Source organism: Methylotuvimicrobium buryatense, assembly GCF_005931095.1.
GTDB lineage: Bacteria > Pseudomonadota > Gammaproteobacteria > Methylococcales > Methylomonadaceae > Methylotuvimicrobium > Methylotuvimicrobium buryatense.
On sequence record NZ_CP035467.1, the window covers coordinates 3485681 to 3504512 of the forward strand.

The window sequence follows — 18832 nt, forward strand, 5'->3', positions numbered from 1 at the left end:
GGATCGCACTTTGATTGGGTAAAATAATGCTTAAAATTTGGCTAACTATTACTATGATTGAAGTATTTTAGTGTAATTTAAGTTTTATACGATTGAATTATTTAAAATATTTTTTTCATTGTTTGTTTATCGATAGATCGATTCCATAGCCGGACTTTTTGCTGTCCTTATGCCGGAAGGGGGCTGTCGCCCATACGCATAAAGCTAACAAAGATTCTCGCTGATAAATCGCTACCGACCGCTTTCGGCGAGTCTAAACAGCGCAGCCCGGATGGTGCATGGCGCAATCCGGGTAGTTCGGAGCCAAACCATTCCCGTATTCCGCTACGCTGCCGGGCTTCGTGCCGTAGGGGCTTCGAGTACGTTTGTTTTGTCGATTAGCGACACGGCTTCGATTTATCGCCACGTAGGCGTCGCTCCCACAACACTTTCTTTGCCGCCCTTATGTCGGACGGGGTTTGTCGTCCATACATGATGCCAACATAGACCCCCGGGCAAATCGCTAGCGACCGCTTTCGGCGAGTCTAAAAAGCGTAGCCCGGATGGAGCATAGCGCAATCCGGGAAGCTCGGAGCCAGGCCATTCCCGAATTCCGCTCCGCTGCATACGGGCTTTGTCCCATAGGAACTTCGAGTACGTTTGTTTTGTCGATTAGCGACACGACTTCGATTTATCGCGACCTAGGCGTCGCTCCCACAACACTTTTCTTTGCCGGGCGAGTTGTATAAACCATGCCTCGCCGCTCTGCGATTAAACCCGATTCGTGGTAAATTTATACGGCCTTGCGCCCATTTAGAATGTTAAAGCATGTATAATTCGTTTCTTGAACAACGTCAAATGGAGTAACGATGAACCGCTGGCAATTATTAGACACTAAAGCCCACAGCCAAGCCGGCTGGCAAAAATTTACTCATTACGCTTTTGCTAGCCAGGACGTTTATTGTCCGATTTTAATGGCTGAGCTGACTCAAACCTTACCTTATTATTCTTTAGCTTTTCTTCCGGTATCGTCTACCGAACCGGTTAAGTTTCAATTGGTCGCTTTATTGGGCCTACGTCCGAACCGTAATGTCTATCTGGACAAACACGGCAAATGGTTAGCGCCCTATGTTCCGAGTTATTTCCGCGGCTATCCGTTCAGCCTGTTGCCGGATGAACACGGCAAAGCGGCTCTAGCCGTCGATATCACCAGCCCCTTGTTGCATAATCCGGCCCAGCCAGGAGATACCTTACTTTATCAGGAGAATGGCGAATTGACCGAGGCAGCAGGGCAAATTCTTAACTTTTTGACGCAACGCCTGCAAAACCAGCAAGTGACGCAAGTTTTGACCGATGCCCTGCAGCAAGCCGATTTGATTCAGCCTTGGACTATCAGTTGGCAGCCCAATTCTAATGACGCCGATCCGGAAAAAGCCAAGAAACAGCAAAATTTAGGCGGCTTTTATCAGATCGACGAGGAACGTTTGCGCTCATTAAGCCCGGAAACGTATCAAAGTCTTGCCAAAAACAGCGCACTAGGCCTGGCTTATGCTCAGCTTTTCAGTCAGGCCCGACTGCAGGATTTACGTTATCGTGAACACAGGGCGCTTAGCGATGCGCAACCGACCCCTTCTCTGGATTTCGATGCGCTGTTCGGTACTAAGGACGATACTTTGAAGTTTAATTTTTAACCCTGCCCCGCACTCTGTCGCAGGCTTTTTATTGATCTTGAAACCGGACCAATGCCTTTGCCGGGCGGGTTTTATAATCTCGGCCTGAACGTTTCGACTATGACCTAGACAGGCTGATATGTTGGGGAGCGGGTTGAATAATTCACTCCGGGCAGAAAACATAATCATGCGACCATGATTCCACTATCACGCGTTTACAACTTAACTAAGGAGACTTAAATTCATGAGTGAAGCAAACAAACAAATCGTCACTATCAACGGCATTGAATACGATTTGAACGATCTGTCTGAGAATGCCAAAAATCAGATTAATAATCTGCGGGTAACTGACGCTGAAATTCAACGCCTGAATACTTTGCTGGGCATTGCACAAACGGCTAGAGCGGCCTATGCTCGAGTTTTGAATGACGAACTGGCTAAAGACGGTAAAGAAATCTACCCTGCATCCGGCATGGCCAATTAGGTCATTTTTAAGCCAGGTTATGCTGCGTAATTCCGGCGCCGTAGAATGGGTAGCAGCGAAGCGGAAACCCATCGCTTTGTTTGAGGCCGGGTACGGTTATGATAACGCCTCTCATGGTCCTTCCCGCGATTTGTTAAAATGACATTATGCTGTTACCCAAGCTCTAGCTTGGGTAACCTGTTCAGGAAGCTCTAGCTTCCCGAAAATCAAGAAAGATTGAACGAGCGAGTCGGGCTTGATTCAGAATGTGCGGAGGTTGTGTCGGTCTCAGGAAGCTGGAGCTTCCGGGGTGTCTTTCCCAAGCTGGAGCTTGGGAAAGAGCGTGATGTGGGTTGGCCGTTTCTAGCTTGACGCGCATGGCTTGCGAACCCCGTCCTGCTAGGGGATATGCTGATCTTTGGGCTTTAGCTGAAGAAACTTGCTAATCAGGAAATGACTTTCGTGGCGTTCTATGGTGGGTTTCGCTTTGCTCTACCCACCCTACATTCCTTTATTGAAACTCGGTCCGCTGTCTTCCCGCGTTGGAAACGTATAAAAAAATTCCATTTTTTATAGCCATTTAAAGACGGCTAAACTATTCTAAATCTACGCATTGTACTCGCACTCGAATTCTTCGGTTTTTTACCCCTATCCCCAGCCCTCCTAGCATGCTGGGTGAGAACCTATGATTTCTATGTTTGACTAGCGAGGGGTAAAGAAATTTCTTCATCTAAATTAAAGAGGCTAATTGAATGTCAACAACTCCAACCGACGGCAGAGATATTTTTTATGTGACCACCGGTAATCAAACCATCGATGGTAAAGCCGGCCTAGATGTCGTTTTCTTCAATGGCAATTCTACTGACTATACTATTGAAGTTAACGAAAATGAGGTGATTGTCACGCATATCAATGGGAGCGACGGATCGAATCGATTAATCAATATCGAAAAAATTATTTTTCTAGACAAACAAATACTGCTATCGCAAGAAACCCTGGTCAACACCCTAACAGCCGGCGCACAAAATGCATCCACTCTGCTGGCGTATCCCGATGGCGGCTTCATTAACTTTTGGCAAGGGCCTGACGGTTATTACTTTCGAAAGTTCGACACGAATGGCAGAGGAATTGGGATCGAGCAAAGAATCCTTTCGGGCATCGGCGAAGGTGCCAATGTTAGCCCTGCATTATTTTCCGACGGCAGTATCGTCCTGGCCTGGTCGGCACCGGATGCCGACGGCAGCGGGGTTTACGTGCAATTGTTCGATGCCGACGGCAAATCGCCTTCTAACATATTTCGTGCCAACGATACGATAACCGACGACCAAGGCTTGCCGGCCATAGCGGTGTTGCAAAACGACCGTTTCGTCGTAGCCTGGAGCTCTACCAACCAAGGCGACTCTTTGCAAAACAACGGCATCCCCATGGGAAGCACACCCAACCAAACCGGCGTATTCAGTCAACTTTTCGATAAATTCGGCAACCCGTTGGGTTGGGAAACCAAAATCAGCGACTCGGGCGGATCGGATGCCTTTGTGACGGCGCTTACTGGCGGAGGCTACATCATTGGCTACGAAGCGATCAGCAGCGGAACCGAACAAATGCTGATTTTTGCCAAACGATTCGATAACGCCGGGCAATTTAAAGGCTTTTTGACTGCCGACGACAGCGGAATCGTCATCAATGCGACCATTGAAACACCGAAATCTGTGAGTAACCCGGATTATAACGAACACGCAAGCCAGCAAAAATTTCCGACCGCCGCACAGCTGAACAACGGCAACATCGTCGTGGTCTGGCAAGCGCCGCGCGATGCTTATCCCAGAGCACCTAATCCTCTTGACGCACATGACTTCAGTATCGTTGCTCGCATCTATAATGCAAACGGTCAGGTTTTAACCGATGAAATTCATGTCAACACCTTCACGACCTACGACCAAACCCACCCGGCGGTCGCGGCGCTGACCGGCGGCGGATTCGTCGTGGTTTGGCAATCCATGTTGCAAGACGAAAGTTATTGGGGCGTCTACGGCCAACGGTTTAACGCCAACGGCACTAAAGTGGGCGGGGAGTTTCAAGTCAACACTACCGTGCACGATTCGCAGCAACAACCGACCGTCATCGGCTTGAGCGACGGCGGCTTCGTCGTATCTTGGGAAGCCGAATACCAAGACGGCCATCAACAAGGCGTATTTCAAGACGGCGATGCCGCCACCGAAATCGTCATGCAACGCTACAATGCGCTAGGTATTCCTTTAGGCCGCTCACTGTCCGGCGGTAGCGGGGACGATACGATTATTACCAACGGAACAGTCGGCGTCGATATCAGCGGCGGCGCCGGGAATGATGTCTTGGTCGGGGGCGATGGCAACGACGTCATTCGCGGAGGTCGCGGCAATAATACACTGGACGGCGGTGCGGGAGACGACATATTGATCGGCGGACCCGGTAATGACATATTTATTGGTAGCCCCGGCAATAATGTGATTATCGGCGGCGGCGGGTCTAATATTTTGAGATTGGAAGGATCGATCAACGACTATGAGTTAAGCGGCACGCCGGGCAACTACACGCTACTTGGCGAAGGCCAGGCCTATTCGATTCAAGGCGTTGGGCTGCTGGAATTCAGTAGCGGCGATGTTATCCCTCTTATCGGCGATATTGATCAAGGAGGCAGCACCGGTATTGGTATCACAGTAGAAGATAGAGACACGACTACCGCGAACGTTCTCACCGGCACCAACTTCGACGATATTTTGATCGGCGGCAATACTAGAGGCGAACCGGATATCCTACAAGGCGGCCTGGGCAACGATTTATATATCGCGCTAGGAAACCGGCTCGTTATATTCGATACCGGAGGCAATAATACTTTACAGGTCGCGTCCGGCATTGATTTGAGCCAACCGCACAGAGGCCCGATCAAGGGACTGGAGTATATTGACAACGTCACGCTGACCGGAAAAGGTAATTTTAAGCTGGTCGGTAACGACAACAATAATATCCTGAAAGGCAATGACGGCAATAATAAGATTTTCGGTGGAGCCGGCGACGACATCATCTACGGCGGATTAGGCCGAGACAGACTAAGCGGCGGACCGGGAACGGATACTTTTGTTTTCGATACCCCTCCCAGTGCAAAAAATCGAGATTTTATCGTTGATTTTTCGAACGACATCATCAAACTAAGTTCCACGATATATTCGGGGTTAGACCCGAATCAAAACGGAAACATCAATTTCATCAGCGGCCCGGGACTAAGAAAGGCTCACACCGACACGGCTTCGTTTCTCGTTTACAATACTAAAACCGGGATTCTCTATTACGATGCCGAAAACAATTCCAAAGCGGAACCCATCGTCAAGGTGGGGATTGTTGATGCGGGTACTTTTACTGCGGCTAATTTGACTGTTGCCGATTTTGAGTTTTTTTGAGGTATTTGAAGAACGCCTTTCTGATACCTTTTCGCACTTAAAGCTATGTAGGGTGGGTAGAGCAAAGCGAAACCCACCATAGAACGCCACGAAAGTCATTTTAACAAATCGCGGATTGGTCATGGGCGGCGTTATCATAACCGTACCCGCCCTCAAACAAAGCGATGGGTTTCCGCTTCGCTGCTACCCATCCTACGGCATCGTAAGTTTAATATGCCGCTAATGGAGATTGGGTAGCGCAGAGCGAACCCCATCATGAATACACGCTCGAATTTTGTTTTTTATTCGGTGCGATTTTCGCTGTTTTGCAGGTTCTGCGAATTTTTGATTTCGTGTAAGACCCTTTCCATGGTTTCGTTGTCCCATTCCATTTGCGGCTCGTCTTGCGGCCTTTGCGCCATTTCTTTTGCCGGCGTGTCTTGTCGGCTTGCTTCTTTCAGGTTCGGCTTATCATCGTTTGCATGCGGAAGGGCTGCGGTGGTCGACACTGGGGAGGCGTTGACTTCCTGCTCGGCCATGTCCAGCCATTCGTTGATTTCGAATATATTGTTTTCATTGACCGAACCTATGGATCGTAAGAAACGGATTCGGTTTTTGATATAGGTATAGCGCGCTATTGATAAGTCCCGCTTGGACATGTATTCGCTTTGCTGCGCTTGGATCAGGTCGCTTACGGTGACGACACCGTAAAAAAGACCGCGCTCCATGGACTCCCGAGACTTGACCGACGACTCCAGAGCTTTTTGGGCGGCCTTGATATGTCTAACGCTGGCGTTTGAACTGAGAAAGGCATCGCTGGTTTCTTTGATCAAGGCGCGTAAAGTCGCCTCGTTGTCGTTTTTGCTTTGCTCTAATCTGTGCTGCGCCTCGAACAGTTGATGCGTAGTGGTGCCGCCGGAGAATAACGGGACATTTACATTGATCGCGGCCACTTGCGTTTGAATCTGCGGTGTCTGGGTACTTTGGAAACCGGTGTCGGTATCAAAATAGTTCAGTTGCAGATCGACGACCGGCATGTATTTCGATTTTTGTACCGCGACATTGTTTTCGGCCGCTTCAATCGCGATGGTTTTGGCCATCATTGCCGGATTTTGGCTTTGGGCCATGGCTATCCAATCTTTTAAGTCGCCATCTATCTTGTTGAACTCGACATTGTCCTGTAAGCCGTGCGGTTGGCTCGGATGCACGCCGGTCAGTTCGCGGAGGCTTTCTTCGGCTTTAACGAGTTTGGATTCGGCGATGATTTCTTCTGCCTCAAGCTGGTCCAGTCGAGCCTCTAACGCGTAAACATCGGTTATTTTTAGCATTTGCTTGGCGTATTGTTTACGCACTTGTTCCAGCTGTTTTTTTGTAGCTTGTTTTTCACTGCGGGCAAAGTTGAGTTCGTCATCCGCTTGCAACCAATCGAAGTAGCGCTCTACGACTTTATGAAGCAATTCGTTTTGCGCTTCTATGGCTTCCGCGGCATACTGATCTTCTACCTTGGACGCCCGGCGCCAATCCCAAAATTTGGCGAAATCTACCAGCGTTTGGTTAAGCGATAAAAAATAGCGCGTGCCCGGGTAGCTGTTGTTGATAGCCCCGCCTTGGGCAAATATTTTTTGTTCATTTTTCGACCAGTTAGCGGTACCGTTGATCTGCGGCAACATTTGCCCTAAGGCTTGGCCTTTTTGCGCCGAGCCGATTTCAACTTGCAATTGCGCCGAACGGAGTTGAGGGTCTGCTTCCAGCGCTTGGCGGTAGATCGTCAGTAAATCTTCGGCTCCGGCGTTAAATGCGCTTGCGGTTAGCACGCACACTAAGCCATATTTAAGTTTGTTCATCGCTTTAGTCTTCAATGAATGAACGCGCAAAAGCATTGGTAATCGGTTGCGCCAGGTATTCAAATAAGGTGCGTTCGCCGGTGTTGATGAGTACTTCTACCGGCATGCCCGGCAACAATTGCAGCTCGCCCAGGTCTATTTGACTTTCCGGGGTCAGCTCGATATGCGCCTGATAATAGGACTCTCCGGTTCTTTCATCGGTAAAACTGTCGGCGGACAGGTGGATTACACGTCCTTCCATCTTGGGTGTCGTCGCTTGCTTGAATGCGCTAAACCGAACTTCCGACTGCAGCCCCACACTAACCCTGTCAATATCTATCGGCGACACTTTGGCCTCGACAATCAGATCGACGTCTTTCGGAACGATATTCAATATCGGTTCCCCCGCTACGATCACGCCGCCTTCGGTATGTACAGACAATCCCAATACCATACCTGCCGCCGGCGATTTAATGACAATTCGGTCGAGTTTGTCTCGGTTTGCGGTGACTCTTTCTTCCGCGTCATTCAATCCGGCCTGAGCCTCACTCAGCTTGGCAGTCACTTCTTGTTGAAATTGTTTCTGGGTTTGCAATATTTGCAAACGGGTTTCGCCGATCAGTATTTCGTTGCTTGCAGCTTCCGCATGTAATTGGGCGATTTCGCCGGTTTGTTGTGCATGGCTACGCTCAAGATCTCGCAAGCGTTGCCGGTCGGCAAAACCTTCCGCTAACAATTCTTGTAAGTCTTTAATCTCTCCGGCATAGGATTTGACCAAGATCTCTTTGCTGGCAATCTGATTTTTCAAGCCGTTTATTTTGCTTTTGATTTGACCAATCCGCTGTTCCAGCACGGCGATTTCGCCTTGGTATGCATTTTTTCGTGCCCGAAAGACATGATTTTCGGCTTGTTTCGTTTCTATTACTCTGGGGTCGTCCGATACATCGAGAAACTCCGGGTAGACGACTTCGGGCAACTGATCACGTTCTGCCCGCAAACGAGCTACTTGCGCCGCTAAGTTTATTTTTTGGCTGTACGCAATGCCAAGCTGGGCTTTGATCTGCGTATCGTCCAGGATTACCAAGGGCTGCCCTTCCTCTACGAAATCGCCGTCTTGCGCCAGTATTTTGGCAACAATACCGCCGTCGAGATGTTGCACAGTCTTTTTGTACGATTTGACTACGACGATTCCTGGGGCGAGAGCGGAACTGTCCAAGGGAGCTAAAACCGCCCAGCCGCCGAATACGCCGAATGTCGCCAGGACGATAATGACACCAATCAGACGAATGGGCTTATCATCGGTATGCAGCGCCGTGGGTTCGGAGTTTATTAAAGCGGAATTTTCGGTCATCGGATATTATGTTTTGTTTAATTTCGTTACTGTTCCGGCAGATTGCTGTTGCAGATAAGCAACAACATGTTCCTTAGGACCATACGCCACTAATGCGCCCTCTTTTAAGATTAGCAATTTATCGGCTTTCGCTAAAGCAGCGTTACGATGGGTAATGATCAATACAGTGGTCTTTTTTTGTTTAAGCTGGACCAATGCCTCTCCCAAGGCGCTTTCACCTTGTTCGTCGAGATTGGAGTTCGGTTCATCCAGCACGACTAACACAGGGCTGCCATACAAAGCCCTAGCCAAACCGATCCGTTGTCGCTGCCCCCCGGAAAGGCTACCCCCGCTAGCGCCAATTACAGTATCGTAGCCTTCCGGAAGTTGCAATATCAGCTCATGAACATCAGCCATTTTAGCAGCCTCGACCACTTTTTCCGGGTTGATTTCTCCGAAACGGGCAATGTTTTCGCTGATTGTGCCTTCGAATAACTCGATATCTTGAGGCAAATACCCGATAAAACTCCCTAGGTGTTCACGATCCCATTGAAAGACTTCGGCGCCATCCATTCGTATCGCGCCGTTAGCCGTGGGCCAGATACCCAGAACTGCACGGGCCAAGGTTGATTTGCCGGCACCGCTGGGCCCTACTATACCTACGATATCGCCGGCATCAATCGTCACATTGAGACCTTTAAGCGCGGGAACTTTGGCGCCCGGAGGCACGACAACCGCATTTTCCAGTTGTATGCTGCCTTTAGGATCGGGTAATTGCATGCGTTCGTTATCGGCCGGAATTTGTAATAGGATCGTGTTCAAGCGTTCGTATTGCCCCCTAGCACTAATAAACCCTTTCCAGGTACCGATCATCAAGTCAATAGGCGCTAATGCCCGGCCCATCAGAATGGAGCCGGCAATCATCAAGCCCGGGGAAATTTCGCGCTCTATGACGAGGTATGCACCTAATCCCAAAATCAATGACTGGGACGACATACGAATGAATTTCGACAGCGATGTCAATACGCCTGCACGCGAGCTGGCAACGGCCTGCAAGTCTAACACCTTAACCGCTCCGCTCATCCAGCGCCGACGAATGTTCTCCAGCATACCCATCGATTCGATAACTTCGGCGTTGCGCAGATTTTTATTAAGCATGCTGCGCGTGGCAATTGACGTATTATTGGCTTCGCTTAAGGTTTTTGTCGTAACCTTTTCGGTAGCGAAAGCTACCAAGCATAATATGATAGCCGTAACAACCGAAAACCATCCGTATAGCGGGTGAAACATAAATAGCAAAGCAAGATAAATCGGCATCCACGGCGCATCGAAAAATGCGAACAATCCGTTGCCGGTTAAAAACTGACGCAAGCCGGTCAAGTCGTCCAAGGGTTGCGTTGTGGCTCTTTGCCCTCCGGACAAGAGCGCTTGCTTGAATGCCACCTGAAAAAGACGCTGGTTTAACAAGGTTTCCAGGCGCGTGCTGATTCTGACCAATATTTGCGACCTGACCCATTCCAAGGCGGCTAAGGTTATAAAAAGCCCCAAAACAATCAGCGTTAACATGATTAAGGTCGATTTATTTCCCGTTGAAACTACTCTGTCGTAGACTTGCAACATGTAGATCGACGGGGTGATCATTAAAAAATTGATGAGCATGCTGAAACCGGCTGCGGATAGAAAAGCGCTCTTGCATAACTTTAGCGCCTTTTCTAAGTCGGATTTTACTGTTACTTTCATATTGTGGTTATTGACCCAAATATTAATCGGCTATTGTCACATATTTTGCTAGAAATTCATACTTAGCAGCAACTCCCCAGCAATTCCCAGTTTGAGCAGTTTCGCCGATTTTAGGGTGTGGGGTATGCCTGTCGAGGAACGCCGTAAACCCATCCATGGGGGCTTAGCGGCAGCTCGAACGCCAAGGATGGCGTGAATGCAGATTTTGCATGGTGCAAAAATCTGCCCTGCTGCCGACATCTTAGCCACGCACACCCGCACCCTTTTTGTAAGTATTCAGACCCCGTTGGCAAATTACCGCAATTCAGGCGTAATTGTTGGCCTCCCCCTTTGAAAAAGGGGGATTGAGGGGGATTTATTTAAAAAATCTCCCCTAACCCCTCTTTTTTTTCAAAGAGGGGGGCTGATTTTTATTCTCAAATTGGGAGTTGGTGCTATTTTCCTGCCTGGTTGCCGAATAAAATAGCTTGTAATAAAAGACCGCAAGAAGTATAGCTTAAGATTAATATGGTGCCGAAATTGAATGACATGAAAATGCTTTTAAAAGACAGTTTCGTATTTTGTTGTTTGTTTTTTTTGTCATTTAACGGAAATGGCGACATGGCCGATCTTATGATAAAAGAAACGCCGCATGAAATTTATCATGTTATTAAAGACAAGTCTTTGCACGAGGCAGCCGCGCAAATAGCGAACCGATCCGGCATTGTTTTTAAAATCGATTTTTCGGTCAAAAACGATACCATCACACAAAAATTGGCTGCCGATAATTGGAAAATCGCAATCGAGCAATTCCTTCAGGGTTATAACTACTCTATTGAACTCGATCACGATTCCGTGAAAAAAGTCATCATTTCCGGCCGAAACGGAAGCGATTTTATCGACCCCGACAAAGAAATCGCCGAAGTCGAACCGATTGTGATTGCGCCGTTTTATTCCGACAAAGTACCTAACAAATACCGTCACTATAATCCCGGCTCGGTCATGCCGATTGATTTGCCGATGAAGACATTGAACGGCATTGCAATCGGAGAGCAATTGATGCTCGATTTGCCTATCGGGCAATATAGCATTGAACACGACAATAAGATCGAGCACCAAAACGGTACCCGCACCTGGATGGGCTATCTGGCCGAGGAGGGCAAAGGCTACCGGTTTTTTGTTTCGCAAGGCGAGTCGGGGGTTATCGGTAATGTTTATACGCCGGACGGCGAATATCTCATCGACAGCGCCGAAGGCCTCACTGTGCTTGTCGATCTCGAACGATCCGGTTTGCAAAAAGTAAGACGTCATGAACACAATGAAGCATTACCGCCGCCCGAGTCTTTGTTGACCGTCATGAACAATCAGCCGTTACTGCGCGTCGAGGGATTAAAAGAGTCGGCCGAACTGGCCCGGGCAAGAGCCGACCAATTGGCGTCCGAGGCAGAAAGCGCTCTGGCGGAGTATGAGCAACAGAGAGATTATGTTGAACAAACGGCTCGACAAGTCGAAATCTTGCGTGACAGCTTTGATCAAGCGAAGGAAAACCGTCTAACAGCCAGATTGGCGTTGAATCAGTCTCGTGCGGATACCGCATCGAGAGAAGAGATAAGACCGGCAAGGTTGACGCTTAGGGCGGCCAGAGTAGAACTTAGAGCCGCTAGGCGCGAATTGAGAAAAACGCTTGTCGAGCATAGAAAGGCAGCCAGAATCGCGAATCGGCTGCATAGAATTTACTTAAGAAAGCAATCTCTTGCCGATAACGCGGAAGCCGATGCAAAAATCGCCGAAGCCGCCTATGCCGAATATTTGGCGGCATTAGACTCCCCCAACGACACGCCATTAGACAAGCCCATAGATCCGCCGAATGAGACCGCTAATACCGTTGTCGATTTAATGGTCTTGTACACGACCGGCAAACAAACCGCCGAATACGCAAGGCAACGCATTCAATTTCTGGTCGACCTTTCTAACCAGGCCCTCCTGGACTCGGGCATCAAGATGGAATTGAGATTAGTGCATACCCGGGCGACCTCTTATATTGAAAGCAACAGCAATTCCAGGGCCTTAACGGATTTAGCCTTTGATCGAGGCGCATTTAGCGGAACTGCCGCGTTACGCAATCAATACGGCGCCGATGTGGTCTTGCTGTTTAGGCCCTTATATGGTCAAACGTCCGGCAGTTGCGGCGAAGCCTATATCGGTTTTGCAAATGGCGGCGGCGGCATTCCGAACTTTGCCTTCGCGACAGTTAGCGACGGCCAGTCCAAAGACGCGAATACGAGAAGTTATTGCGGTACCGAAACCTTCACACATGAAGTCGGCCACAGTTTCGGCTTGGTTCATGACAGAGAGTTCTCCAACGTGGCAGGCAAATTCCCTTACTCCTATGCTTGGGGGATTGATCGGAGATTCGGTACTGTCATGAGCTACTATGGGCCTTCGTTGCCGCTATTTGCAACGCCTTTATTGCCCCGTGCGTGCGACTCGAGCCCCTGCGGCTTTCCGGAGCATCACCCTAACGCATCGGACCAAACGAGAACCGTTAATCATACCGCGCCGATCGTTGCCGATTACCGACCCACAACCGCCCTCTTGCCCATAATAGATTGAGGCTTGAGAGGTTACTTTTTTTGGCAGGACGGGTTTCCAGCCCCGTCATGCCGAAGCAAAAAAACTTTTGTGGGAGCGACACCTTCGTCGCGATGTCGAGGCCGGCGTCGTTTAAGTTGTCTTTGTCTTTATTCGAAGCCTGCAACGTTTAGCCGCCTTTTTTTCGGAGCTTTGGCATTGCGACTTCGATTCCGTTGTGCTTTTTTCGGCCTTGCCGTCTTCGACGATCGCGATCTGGGGATCGCTCCCACAGCACTAATCACCCTTTAATGCTTAGGGTAAGCCGCAATATTGGGGACGGGTTGAATAACCCGTCCTGCGGAAGAAAGCGATAGGTTTCCGCTTCGCTGCTACCCATCCTACGGCCGCATCCTACTGACCGCTAACCAAAATCAAACCAACACCCGCTCGATCCCGCCCTTGGCCGCTTGCTTGATATAGCTTTTCATCCAATCTTCGCCGAGAACATGCCGGGCGATTTCGACGACGATGTAATCGACTTCGAGCTGATCGACGTCGCCCTTGTAACGCTGCAAGCCTTGCAGACAGGATGGGCACGAGGTCAACATCTTGACCGGCCCGTCATAATCGTCGGCGCGGAGTTTCGCGGTGTCGCGGTGCAGTTCGACCGATTTACGGTAACGCACTTGTGTCGAAATATCGGGGCGCGCGACCGCTAAGGTTCCGGATTCGCCGCAACAACGCTCGGATTTATTGACCGGCGCGCCGAGCAGACCGTTGACGGTCTTCATCGCATCCTGTTGTTGCATCGGACTGTGGCAAGGGTCGTGGTATAAATAACGACGGCCGTTGACGCCCTCCAGTTTCACGCCTTTCTCGAGCAGATATTCGTGAATGTCGATCATGCGGCAACCGGGAAATATCTTGTCGAATTCGTAATCGACCAATTGATCCAGACAGGTGCCGCAACTGACCACGACGGTCTTGATATCGAGATAATTGAGCGTGGTCGCAACCCGGTGAAACAACACGCGGTTGTCGGTCGTGATTTGCTGCGCCTTGTCGAATTGACCGGCCGCGCGCTGCGGAAAACCGCAGCACAAATAACCCGGCGGCAGCACGGTCTGCACGCCGATTTCATAGAGCATCGCCTGCGTCGCAAGACCGACTTGCGAAAACAAGCGCTCGGAACCGCAGCCCGGAAAATAAAACACCGCCTCGGAATCGGTACGGGTTTTGCCCGGGTCGCGGATGATCGGCACGATTTGATCGCTTTCGATGCCGAGCAGGGCTCTGGACGTTTTCGACGGCAACTTGCCGGGCATTTTCCGGTTCGTGAAATGAATCACATACTCTTTCATCGCCGGCTTGCCGGTCGACGACGGCGGCCGCTTGAGCTGCGCCCTACCCCATGGCCTGAGGAAGAAGTTACCCAAGCGCTGCGCTTTATAAGACCATTCGATCAATAGTTTGCGCATCAGCTTGACGCTACTCGGCCGGCCGGTCGACAGAAACGCGATCGCCGCGGTCTTGACCGGGTTGAAGCTTTGCTTACCCATTTTGCGCAATAGATTGCGCATGTTCATCGACACATCGCCGAAATCGATATCGACCGGGCATGGATTGAAACATTTATGGCACACCGTGCAATGATCGGAGACGTCTTCGAATTCCTTCCAGTGCGTGATCGAAATGCCTCGCCGGGTCTGTTCTTCGTACAGAAAAGCCTCGATCAACAGCGACGTCGCCAAAATTTTATTACGCGGCGAATACAACAAATTCGCGCGCGGCACATGCGTCGAACATACCGGCTTGCATTTACCGCAACGCAAACAATCCTTGACCGAATCGGAGATCGCGCCGATGTCGCTTTGTTGCATGATCAGCGACTCGAAGCCCATCAGATTGAACGAGGTCGTATAAGCCGAACTCAGATCGGAACCGGGCATCAATTTACCGCGATTGAAGCGGCCTTCCGGATCGATACGCTGTTTGTAATCGTGGAAACCGGCCAGCTCCTCGTCGGTCAGGAATTCGTATTTGGTGATACCGATGCCGTGCTCGCCGGAAATCACACCGCCCAAAGAACGCGCCAAGGCCATGATGCGCGCCACTGCCGCGTTGGCTTCTTGCAGCATCTCATAATTATCGGAGTTGACCGGCAGATTGGTATGCACGTTGCCGTCGCCGGCATGCATGTGCAACGCCACGAATACCCGTCCTCGCAGCACCTCTTTATGCGCCGCCTCGATGCGCTCGACGACCGGCCGGAAATTGTCGCCGACGAATATCTCTTTCAGGCGCGGCAGCAATTCCTGTTTCCAGGATACCCGCAGCGAATAATCCTGCAGTCGGTGAAACAAGGTCGGCTGCTCGGTCAGGTTGGTCAATTCGCCGGCAACGATGCCGTATTGGGAAAAAAGGGCCTCGGCCTGCGGCAACGGCAAGTCCAAATTATCATAGAGCCATTGCCAACGTTCGCGAACTTCGGCGACCACCATCAAGGCATGACCGCGCCGTTCGCCGATCAAATCGGTTTTATCGACGCCGTCCTCATAGGAACGCAAGGGTAGATCGCCTTCGAACAAATCGATCAAGGCATCGCACAAACGCAGTTTGTTGCGCAACGACAATTCGATGTTGATGCGTTCGATGCCGTCGCAATAATCGCCCATGCGCGGCAGCGGTATCACGACGTCTTCATTGATCTTAAACGCGTTGGTATGTTTTGCGATCGCCGCGGTGCGCGCCCGGTCGAGCCAGAAGGTCCGGCGCGATTCGGGACTGACCGCAACGAAGCCTTCGGCACCGCGCGCATTGCACAATCTGACGACTTCCGAAGCCGCCAAGGCGACTTGATGATCGTCGTCGCCGACGATGTCGCCGATCAACACCATTTTCGGCCGACCGCGATGCTTGGCCTTGCCGGCATAGCCGACGGCCTTGACATAACGTTCGTCCAAATGTTCGAGCCCGGCTAGCATCACCCGGTCGCTGCCGCTTTTCGGCAAGGCCGCCAGGAAATCACGAATCTCGACGATGGCCGGCACCGAGTCGCGGACCTGGCCGAAAAACTCCAGGCAAAACGTGCGCGTATAGGCCGGCATTTTATGCAATATCCAGCGCGCCGACGTGATGATGCCGTCGCAGCCTTCTTTTTGTATGCCCGGCAGGCCGCCGAGAAACTTATCGGTCACATCCTTGCCCAAGCCGTCCCGGCGAAATTTCGCGCCGGGAATCTCGAGCCGCTCTTCGGACAACAATTCCTTGGCTTTGGCATCGAAACGCTTCAAGGCAAAGGTGACGAGTTCCTGGTCGTGAATCTTGCCGAAATTGTGATGGATACGCTCGACTTCGAGCCAATTGCCGTCCGGCGTCACCATGCGCCAGGATACCAAGTTATCCAACGCAGTCCCCCACAGCACGGCCTTTTTGCCGCCGGCGTTCATCGCGACATTGCCGCCGATACACGAAGCATCGGCCGAAGTCGGGTCGCAGGCGAACACCAAGCCGGCGTTTTCGGCCATGTCCATTACGCGCCGCGTGACGACGCCCGCGCCGGTATGTATCGTCGCATAGGATTGTTCGACGCCCGGCAATCGGGATTGCGGTTCGATCGGCCCCATGTCCAACAATTTTTCGGTGTTGATCACGGCCGAGTAAGGGGTCAGCGGCACCGCGCCGCCGGTGTAGCCGGTGCCGCCGCCGCGCGGAATGATGGTCAGGCCGAGTTTGATGCAATCGCGCACCAATTGGCCGACTTCTTTTTCGCTGGTCGGATACAACACGACGAACGGATATTCGACCCGCCAGTCGGTCGCATCTGTCACATGAGACACACGGGCAAAGCCGTCGAAACCGATGTTGTCTTTGTGCGTATGCTTCGAAAACAAGGCAAGCGCCTTGCGGCGCATTTCTCGGGTACGGTCGAAATGCGCCTCGAATTCGTTCACGGCCTGATGCGTCGCTTCGATCAGCAAGGCCACGCGCCGGGCCCGATCCGGATATTCGTTTTCGTATTCGGCATGGCGCTTTTCCATTTGCCGCAGACGGTGGCGCAAGGCGTCGAGCAGAGCCTTGCGACGTTTGCGGTTGTTCAGCAAATCGTCCTCGAGATAGGGATTTCGCTGAACCGCCCAAATATCGCCGAGCACTTCAAACAGCATCCGCGCGGAACGGCCGGTCATGCGTTCGCCGCGTAGCGACTCGATGACCTGCCAATTCTCTTCGCCGAGCAATCGAATGACGATTTCTCGGTCGGAAAAAGAGGTATAGTTATAGGGAATTTCGCGTAGCCTCTCGGGCGGCGCATCGTCAAGAAAGGGGGAGAGTTCGGAATCCACTGACATCCTAGGTAATGGCGTGGTTGGAAAGCTGCATTGTATCACTCGCGGGCAGGGTCTAAAAACTCAAAATCCGCATGGCTTTTATTTATACCCATCGTAGATCAAAATTCGGCACCGGGGTGTCCGCCAAAGGACGCCGTGAATACGTCCATGTAGGCTTTATGCCAGCTCCATGCTGGCAAAGCCTTTGTCGGACACCCCGGCGCCTTCTCGGGCACTGCCGAAATTTGAAGTGCGAAAGGTATATACCCGCATAGCAACCTTTTGTTGAATCTTTTGTGGGAGCGACGCCTTCGTCGCGATGTCGAAGCCGAGGTCGTTTACGTGATCTATATCTTTTTCGAAGCCTGCAACGTTTAGCCGCCTTTTTTTCGGAGCTTGGCGTTGCGGCCTCGATTCCGTTGTTCGTTTTTTAGCATTGTCGTCTTCGACGATCGCGATCTGAGGATCGCTCCCACACTGGGGTTGTAATCTTTTGTTGAAACCTTTTGTGGGAGCGACGCCTTCGTCGCGATGTCGAAGCCGGTGTCGTTTAAGCTGTCTTTGTCTTTTTTCGAAGACTGCAACGTTTAGCCGCCTTTTTTTCGGAGCTTGGCGTTGCGGCTTCGATTCCGTTATTCGTTTTTTAGCATTGTCGGCTTCGACGATCGCGATCTGGGGATCACTCCCACACTGGGGTTGTAATCTTTTATTGAAATCTTTTGTGGGAGCGGCGCCTTCGTCGCGATGTCGAGGCCGGTGTCGTTTAAGCTGTCTTTGTCTTTTTTCGAAGACTGCAACGTTTAGCCGCCTTTTTTTCGGAGCTTGTCGTTGCGGCTTCGATTCCGTTGTTCGTTATTTAGCATTGTCGTCTTCGACGATCGCGATCTGGGGATCGCTCCCACAGCCCTAATCATCCTTGTTATTTGTTTCAACTCAAGCGGGATATCCGGTTTCGCAACGCTGGAGCGTTGCATGCTGCATTCCAACGCAGAGCGTTGTAACGATAAGGTGAAAAGACAATGCGGAGCGCCGGAAGCGTAGTAATACCCGTCATTTGAAACCGCTTCGCGCCCAGCCGAGTTTTTATGGTTAAATGCCGTTTTACTCTTTTAAATAGGTCATTGTTTATGAAACTCCGAATCTTGACTAAGAAAACATTGTTATTTTCGATCATGATTATCGCTATCGTCGCCGGTTGCGCCTTTCAAAAACCTGATTATTTGACCATGATCAGTGCTGATGAACTCAATCGAATCATGCAAAATGAGTCTATTGTTTTAATCGATGTTCACATTCCCGAACAGCAGCATATCAAAGGAACTAATCTTTTCATTCCTTACAACGAGGTTGAGCGATACCAAGATAAATTGCCTGCCGATAAAAACACCGCTCTTTACTTGTATTGCGAAGGCGGACCTATGGGCAATGCGGCCGCGCGGTCTCTCTATGAGCTAGGCTATCGTAATTTGTACAATCTTGAAGGCGGAGCTAAAGCTTGGCGGCAAGCGGGGTTGGCGTTTGAATGAGGTGAAA

9 protein-coding genes are annotated in these 18832 nt (G+C 50.7%); 5 read left to right on the forward strand and 4 right to left on the reverse strand.

Going from position 1 to position 18832, the window contains the following annotated elements; translation table 11 throughout:
• The first annotated feature begins 848 nt into the window (after positions 1–848).
• The 3 genes from EQU24_RS15540 (at position 849) to EQU24_RS15550 (ending at position 5546) form a co-directional block, all read left to right on the forward strand.
• Positions 849–1670, forward strand: coding sequence for a SapC family protein (locus tag EQU24_RS15540; protein WP_017842714.1), 822 nt, complete (start codon positions 849–851; stop codon positions 1668–1670).
• A gap of 223 nt (positions 1671–1893) precedes the next feature.
• Positions 1894–2133 carry a DUF6447 family protein gene (locus EQU24_RS15545; protein ID WP_014147463.1) on the forward strand — a complete coding sequence of 80 codons (240 nt, stop codon included), beginning with the start codon at positions 1894–1896 and terminating at the stop codon, positions 2131–2133.
• Positions 2134–2864: 731 nt separating this feature from the next.
• The gene (locus tag EQU24_RS15550) at positions 2865–5546 is read left to right on the forward strand and encodes a calcium-binding protein (RefSeq protein ID WP_017842713.1); all 2682 of its coding nucleotides are present in this window, start codon (positions 2865–2867) and stop codon (positions 5544–5546) included.
• A gap of 281 nt (positions 5547–5827) precedes the next feature.
• Here EQU24_RS15550 and EQU24_RS15555 read toward each other — a convergent pair whose 3' ends face one another.
• The 3 genes from EQU24_RS15555 to EQU24_RS15565 are packed head-to-tail and all read right to left on the reverse strand — an operon-like array spanning position 5828 to position 10418.
• The gene (locus EQU24_RS15555; RefSeq protein ID WP_138767192.1) at positions 5828–7369 is read right to left on the reverse strand and encodes a TolC family outer membrane protein; all 1542 of its coding nucleotides are present in this window, start codon (positions 7367–7369) and stop codon (positions 5828–5830) included.
• Between the two features lie 4 nt (positions 7370–7373).
• Positions 7374–8699, reverse strand: a complete 1326-nt coding sequence (locus EQU24_RS15560) for an HlyD family type I secretion periplasmic adaptor subunit (protein ID WP_017842711.1) — start codon at positions 8697–8699, stop codon at positions 7374–7376.
• Positions 8700–8705: 6 nt separating this feature from the next.
• The gene (locus EQU24_RS15565; protein WP_017842710.1) at positions 8706–10418 is read right to left on the reverse strand and encodes a type I secretion system permease/ATPase; all 1713 of its coding nucleotides are present in this window, start codon (positions 10416–10418) and stop codon (positions 8706–8708) included.
• Between the two features lie 600 nt (positions 10419–11018).
• On the opposite strand from EQU24_RS15565, the gene EQU24_RS15575 reads away from it, so the two are divergent.
• Positions 11019–13010, forward strand: coding sequence for a reprolysin-like metallopeptidase (locus EQU24_RS15575; protein ID WP_017842708.1), 1992 nt, complete (start codon positions 11019–11021; stop codon positions 13008–13010).
• Positions 13011–13402: 392 nt separating this feature from the next.
• Here EQU24_RS15575 and EQU24_RS15585 read toward each other — a convergent pair whose 3' ends face one another.
• Positions 13403–17320 (reverse strand): DUF3683 domain-containing protein, encoded by a 3918-nt coding sequence (locus EQU24_RS15585; protein WP_026130385.1) that lies wholly within the window; start codon positions 17318–17320, stop codon positions 13403–13405.
• A gap of 1106 nt (positions 17321–18426) precedes the next feature.
• On the opposite strand from EQU24_RS15585, the gene EQU24_RS15595 reads away from it, so the two are divergent.
• Positions 18427–18825 carry a rhodanese-like domain-containing protein gene (locus EQU24_RS15595; protein ID WP_017842704.1) on the forward strand — a complete coding sequence of 133 codons (399 nt, stop codon included), beginning with the start codon at positions 18427–18429 and terminating at the stop codon, positions 18823–18825.
• Positions 18826–18832: the final 7 nt, after the last annotated feature.